Consider the following 6,303-nt stretch of genomic DNA (forward strand, 5'->3'; position numbering starts at 1 on the left):
CTGGGCGAAGTCCGGCCGGCCGCCCGCGCCCTGGCCGCCCATGGCCAGCACCGCGGCCTTGGCGAGTTCGGCGGCGTTGAAGCGGCGCTGCGCCGCGCCGGTCACGGCGACGGTCACCGCCGCCTTGCCGTCGGCCACGCCGACCAGGGCGATGACGCCGTCGGCCAGCTGCTTCTTGAATTCCTCGGTGATGGGCCTGAGGTCCTTGCCGCCGACGCCCTCCATGACGCGCGCCATCACCTGGGTGCCGCCGATCTCCTCCGGCCCGGCGGCGGCTCCGCCCCCGCCGCCCATGGCGAGCTGGCGCTTGGCCTCGGAGAGTTCCTTCTCCAGCTTGCGGCGTTGGGCCTCCAGCGCTTCGACGCGGGCGGTGACCTCGACCACCGGGACCTTGAACTGGTCGGCCAGGCCCTTGGCCACCGCCGCCTGCTCCAGCAGCCAGCGGCGCGCCGCCTCGCCGGTGAGCGCCTCGATCCGCCGCACGCCCGCGGCCACGCCCTGTTCGGAGACGACCTTGAAGAGGGCGATGTCGCCGGTGCGCGCGACGTGGGTCCCGCCGCACAGCTCCACCGAATAGGCGCCCTGGCCGCCCAGCGCCCGGCCAAGCGTCAGCACGCGCACGCTCTCGCCGTACTTCTCGCCGAACAGCGCCATGGCGCCCTTCTCGATGGCGTCGGCCGGGGCCATCAGCTGGGTCTCGGCCGGCAGGTTCTGGCGCACCACCGCGTTCACCTCCGCCTCGATGCGGTCGATCTCGTCGGGGGTCAGCGGCTGGCCGTGGCTGAAGTCGAAGCGGATCCGCTCGCCGTCGACCATCTGGCCCTTCTGGGTCACGTGCGGCCCAAGCACGTTGCGCAAGGCCGCATGCAGCAGGTGGGTGGCGGAGTGGTTGGCCCGGGTGGTCCGCCGCCGCTCGGCGTCGACCGCCAGGCGCACGCGGGCGCCGGGCGAAAGCTCGCCCTCGAGGATCTCCAGGTCGTGGACGTTCAGGTCGCCGGCCTGCTTCTGGACGTCGCGGACCCGGGCCTTGCCACCGGTCCACTCCACCTCGCCCTGGTCGCCCGCCTGGCCGCCGCTTTCGGCATAGAAGGGGGTGCGGTCGAACAGCGCCTGGACCCGCTGGCCGGCGCCGGCGCGCTCGACCTCGGCGCCGTCCGCCGCCAGCACCAGAAGCTCGGCGACAGTCTCGATCTCCTCGTAGCCGATGAAGTCGGTCGGCCCCAGCCGGTCGCGGATGGCGAACCATTCGGCGGCGGCCGCCACCTGGCCGGAGCCGGTCCAGGCTTCGCGCGCCTGCTCGCGCTGGCGCGCCATGGCCGCATCGAACCCGTCGAGGTCGACGGTCAGGCCCTTCGCCCGCACCGCGTCCTGGGTCAGGTCGAGCGGGAAGCCGTAGGTGTCGTAGAGCTTGAAGGCCGTCTCGCCCGAAAGCACGTCGCCCTCGGCGAGGCCAGATGTCGCCTCGTCCAGCAGGCTCATGCCGCGGCCGAGCGTGCGGCGGAACCGCTCCTCCTCCTGGCGCAGGGTGTCGACGATGGCGTGCTCGGCGCGCTTCAGCTCCGGATAGGCCTCGCCCATCAGCCGCACCAGGTCCGGCGCGATGCGATGCATCAGCGGCTCCTCGGCGCCCAGCAGATGGGCGTGGCGCATGGCGCGGCGCATGATCCGGCGCAGCACATAGCCGCGGCCCTCGTTCGAGGGCGTCACCCCGTCGGCGATCAGGAAGCTGGTCGAGCGCAGGTGGTCGGCGATCACCCGGTGCGACGGCGTGCTCTCGGCGCCCTCGGCGTGCAGCTCGCGCTTGGCGGCGGCGATCAGGTCGCGGAACAGGTCGACGTCATAGTTGTCGTGCACGCCCTGCAGCACCGCGGCCACCCGCTCCAGGCCCATGCCGGTGTCGATCGAGGGCTTGGGCAGGCGGGTGCGCTCGCCGTTCGCGTGCTGCTCGAACTGCATGAAGACCAGGTTCCAGATCTCCACGAACCGGTCGCCGTCCTGGTCCGGACTGCCGGGCGGGCCGCCGGGGATGTGGGCGCCGTGGTCGTAAAAGATCTCCGAGCAGGGGCCGCAGGGGCCGGTGTCGCCCATGGACCAGAAGTTGTCGGACGTGGCGATGCGGATGATCTTCTCGTCCGGCAGGCCGGCGATCTTCTTCCACAGGCCATGGGCCTCGTCATCCTCGGCGTAGACGGTGACGAGCAGCTTCTCGACCGGGAGTTGGAACTCCTTGGTCAGCAGCGTCCAGGCGGCCTCGATCGCCCCGTCCTTGAAATAGTCGCCGAAGGAGAAGTTCCCCAGCATCTCGAAGAAGGTGTGGTGGCGGGCCGTGTAGCCGACGTTGTCGAGGTCGTTGTGCTTGCCGCCGGCGCGCACGCATTTCTGCGACGAGGCCGCCCTCGGCCACGGCGAGGCTTCGGCGCCGGTGAAGTAGTTCTTGAACGGCACCATGCCGGCGTTGACGAACAGCAAGGTGGGGTCGTTCTGCGGGACGAGCGGAGCCGAGGCCGCCACGGCGTGGTCCTTGCGCCGGAAGTAGTCCAGGAAGTGGCTGCGGATCTCGTTCAGGCTCGCCATGGATCAGGTTCACGCGTCGGTCAGGTCACGGCGAGGGCCTCGCCGGTCCCCCGAATGTGGGGACGATTGGCGTTTAAGGCGCCCCTCCGGAAAGGGAAAGCGGCCAAGGCGCTGCAGGGTGGAGAAGCCGCGGGCCGGCCCGGACCGCGCCGCCCGGGCGCGCAAGGGGGCGAACCGAGCGCCGGAAAAAGAGAAGGACGCCTGGGCGGACCCAGACGTCCTCGAACACCTCTCCGGCCCTGACCGCACGGGTGGGGGCGGAAGCGACCGGCCGGGGGGTGCAGGGGGAGGCCGGTCGCCTCGGGGGCGCGCCCAGAGCCGGAGAGGAAGCTCTGCTATGGGAGCCAAGCTAGGCAGTGAAAAAGGCGATTTGTGGGAGCGACTTGGGCGGAAAACCTCGGCTTTCGCCCCAATTCCGCCCCTCGCCGCCGCATTCCGCCCCAGCCTGGGCCGCTTCTTGAACCCTACTCCGCCTCGTCCTCGGGACCGCCGACCAGCAGCTCCTCCTCGATGGATTCCTTGCGGCCGCGGACCTGCTTCTCGATCTCGCTCGCGATGTCCGGATTGGCCTTGAGGAACTCGCGCACGTTGTCGCGCCCCTGGCCGATCCGCTGGCTGTTCCAGGAGAACCAGGAGCCGGACTTCTCGATCACGCCGGCCTTGACGCCCAGGTCGATGATCTCGCCCAGCTTGGAGATCCCCTGGCCGTACATGATGTCGAACTCGACCTCACGGAACGGCGGGGCGACCTTGTTCTTGACCACCTTCACCCGGACGTTGTTGCCGATGATCTCGTCGCGCACCTTGACCGAGCCGGTGCGGCGGATGTCGAGGCGCACCGAGGCGTAGAACTTCAGCGCATTGCCGCCGGTGGTGGTCTCCGGGCTGCCGTACATCACCCCGATCTTCATGCGGATCTGGTTGATGAAGATCACCAGGGTCTTGGCTTTGGAGATCGAGGCGGTGAGCTTGCGCAGCGCCTGGCTCATCAGGCGGGCCTGCAGGCCGGGCAGCTGGTCGCCCATCTCGCCCTCGATCTCCGCCCTGGGCGTCAGCGCCGCCACGGAGTCGATGACGATCACGTCGATGGCGCCCGAGCGCACCAGGGTGTCGGTGATCTCCAGCGCCTGCTCGCCGGTGTCCGGCTGCGAGACCAGCAGGTCGTCGAGGTTGACGCCCAGCTTGTGGGCGTAGGACGGGTCGAGCGCGTGCTCGGCGTCGACGAAGGCGGCGACGCCGCCGGCCTTCTGCACCTCGGCCACGACGTGCAGCGCCAGTGTCGTCTTGCCGGAGGATTCCGGCCCGTAGATCTCGACAATGCGGCCCTTCGGCAGGCCGCCGATGCCCAGCGCCAGGTCGAGGCCGAGCGAGCCGGTGGAGACGGATTCGATCTCCACCACCTTGCCCTTGTCGCCGAGCTTCATCACCGAGCCCTTGCCGAAGGCCCGATCGATCTGCGCCAGCGCCGCCTCGAGGGCCCGCTGCTTGTCTCCGTCTTCTTTCGCCACGAGCCTCAACGCCGACTGAGTCATTGGTCCGAGCCCCTTATATCCACGATTCCGCCGCCCTGCCGCGGGTTCTGAAAGCCCCCAGGACGCCGCGTCGCGCCAGAACTCGTTCGTACGCCCTTTGTTCTATGTTCGCAAGATGTTCTGTCGCGGCGCTTGCCGGGGGTATAGCGAAGAGCTGATTGCACGCAGGCCCCTACCACAGGCGTGCTCCGGACTCTTAGTCGCCGCTCGAAAGGGTCATTCGAGCCGTGGCGGCCAAGCCTCGCGCCAAGGCCGAGACCAATCGCTGCATGGGTTCGGCCGGAATCCGTAATTCTCGGGGACGACCGATACTGACGCAGGCAGCGTCCAATCTCATCCCGCCGGCCAAGATCGCGGGCCCGACCTCTCGTGCGGCGGTCAACCTTGAAGGACGCGCGCTTAGGTTGCTGGCTTGACTTGCATCCGAAGGACTGGCCTGAAGTGGCCAGATTTGGCCTGTGAAATCGCTTGAAACGACTATGACGCTCGATATCCGAGGCAGCCTCAAAAACACGAAGCTGAGCTCGAACCCCTATGTCGTTTTCGAAGAGCTGATCTCCAACGCAATCGACTCCTACCTCATCCGAAAGGACAGCGAGCCGACCGCACCCGACCTAAGCGTCCGAGTCGAGGTCGCCTTCCAAAAGGCTGGGCTCTTCGGCGATCAAGACGTGATGACGGTCAGCTGCGCCGATAACGGTTGCGGCTTGGGGGAGGCTCAACTGAAGGCTTTCCTGACTAAGGACACGTCCTACAAGGACGATCTGGCCATCGCGGGCATCGGCAAATGCAAGGGCGCGGGCCGTATCCAGTTCTTCCACCATTTCGCCGGCATGACGATCGACAGCACCTTCCGCCGCGACGGCGAGGTGCTCCGGCGTCAGATGATCTATGCTGAACCCCAAAAGCAGATCGAGTTCGACGATTTCGTCCTGGGCACTGGCGAGGCGGCCGCGATCGGCACGACCATCCAACTGCGGAACTTCAAGGACTCCGCGCGGGAGCGCCTGGCGCCAGACACCCTCCTGAGCACGTTGTTTTCAGCGCCGACGCTGAAGAAACAGATGCTCCTGGCGTTCCTGCAGCGCCTGGTAGGCCTGTCGGCCCAGCTGGGCGACTTCAAGATCGTCTTTTCGACTCGCCACTGGGAGCAGCCCGATGAGACTGAAGTCCTGCAGCCGGCCGACCTGCCGGTTGTGACAACCACGCGGTGGGTTCAGGTCGAGGAACGTGATCCGATGACGGGCGCGGGCCTGGGGACATTCCAGACCTTCAAGCTGTCGCATTACCAACTCGACGCGACCTCGTTTGACCTGCCGCGCAATGCCATCGCCTTCTGCGCCAAGTTTTCGCCGGTGCGCGACATCACCGGTCACTATCTCCGCACCCGGACCGAACAGAACAATCCCGTTGGTGGACACCACCACATCGTACTGATCGAGAGCGACTTCCTTGACCAAAACGTCAACGAGCAGCGCGACAACTTCGACAACATTCCAGACGAACTTGAGACGGGCGGGCTCTTCCCGACGGAACGGATCTCTTACGAGACGATCCACGCCGCGATTGACCCTGTTATCGAAGCGATGGTGGTCCCCGCGGACTGGAAGAAAGAAGAGGTGATCAAGGACCTCGCCGACCAGTACGGGGTCACCGAGGCGATGCTGTCCGACACGTCCACCCGGATTGTCTATGGCGAACCCGCGCAGAAGATTGTCGAGCGGGTACTGAAGAAGTACCAGGAAAAGGTCATCGACGAGACGGCCGAAATCTATCGGCTCAAGGAAGAGATTGTCGCTTCCGAGCCGGACTCGCCTGATTTCCGCAGGAAGATCAACGAGCTATCGTGGAAATACACCGCGTCATTGAAGAACTTCGACATGGCCAACCTCTCGCAACTGATCGTGCGGCGTGCCTGCGTGGTCGAGGTTCTTGAGCTGGCTTGCGGACGTAACCTGGCGGTGCAGGCCCAAGCCGATGGCGCGCGCCGCAAGGATGAACGGATCATCCATAGCATCTTCTTTCCAATGCGCAAGGATAGCACCGAGGTCACCGACCACGACATCTGGCTGCTAAGTGAGGAATACCATTACTACGACTACATTGCCTCCGACATGCCGCTGTCTAACATCACGTGGAACAACGACGAGAAAGTCTTCGAGAGCGACATCGATCAGAAATTCAAAGAACTCCTGGA

Annotated in this window: 3 protein-coding genes; 1 reads left to right on the forward strand and 2 read right to left on the reverse strand. The window is 66.3% G+C overall.

The features are described from left to right. Positions 1–2,574, reverse strand: a 2,574-nt coding sequence (gene alaS / locus VJS38_RS02570; RefSeq protein WP_324086587.1) for an alanine--tRNA ligase, incomplete at its 3' end; no start/stop codon positions are given. Positions 2,575–3,038: 464 nt separating this feature from the next. Further along, positions 3,039–4,106: a recombinase RecA gene (recA, locus tag VJS38_RS02575; RefSeq protein ID WP_324086588.1), complete on the reverse strand. Its 1,068-nt coding sequence runs from the start codon at positions 4,104–4,106 to the stop codon at positions 3,039–3,041. 479 nt (positions 4,107–4,585) lie between these two features. On the opposite strand from recA, the gene VJS38_RS02580 reads away from it, so the two are divergent. Next, positions 4,586–6,303 (forward strand): hypothetical protein (locus tag VJS38_RS02580; protein WP_324086589.1); only part of this gene is annotated, 1,718 nt, incomplete at its 3' end.

Origin of the sequence: Phenylobacterium sp., assembly GCF_035276905.1 — a bacterium.
Lineage (GTDB): Bacteria > Pseudomonadota > Alphaproteobacteria > Caulobacterales > Caulobacteraceae > Phenylobacterium.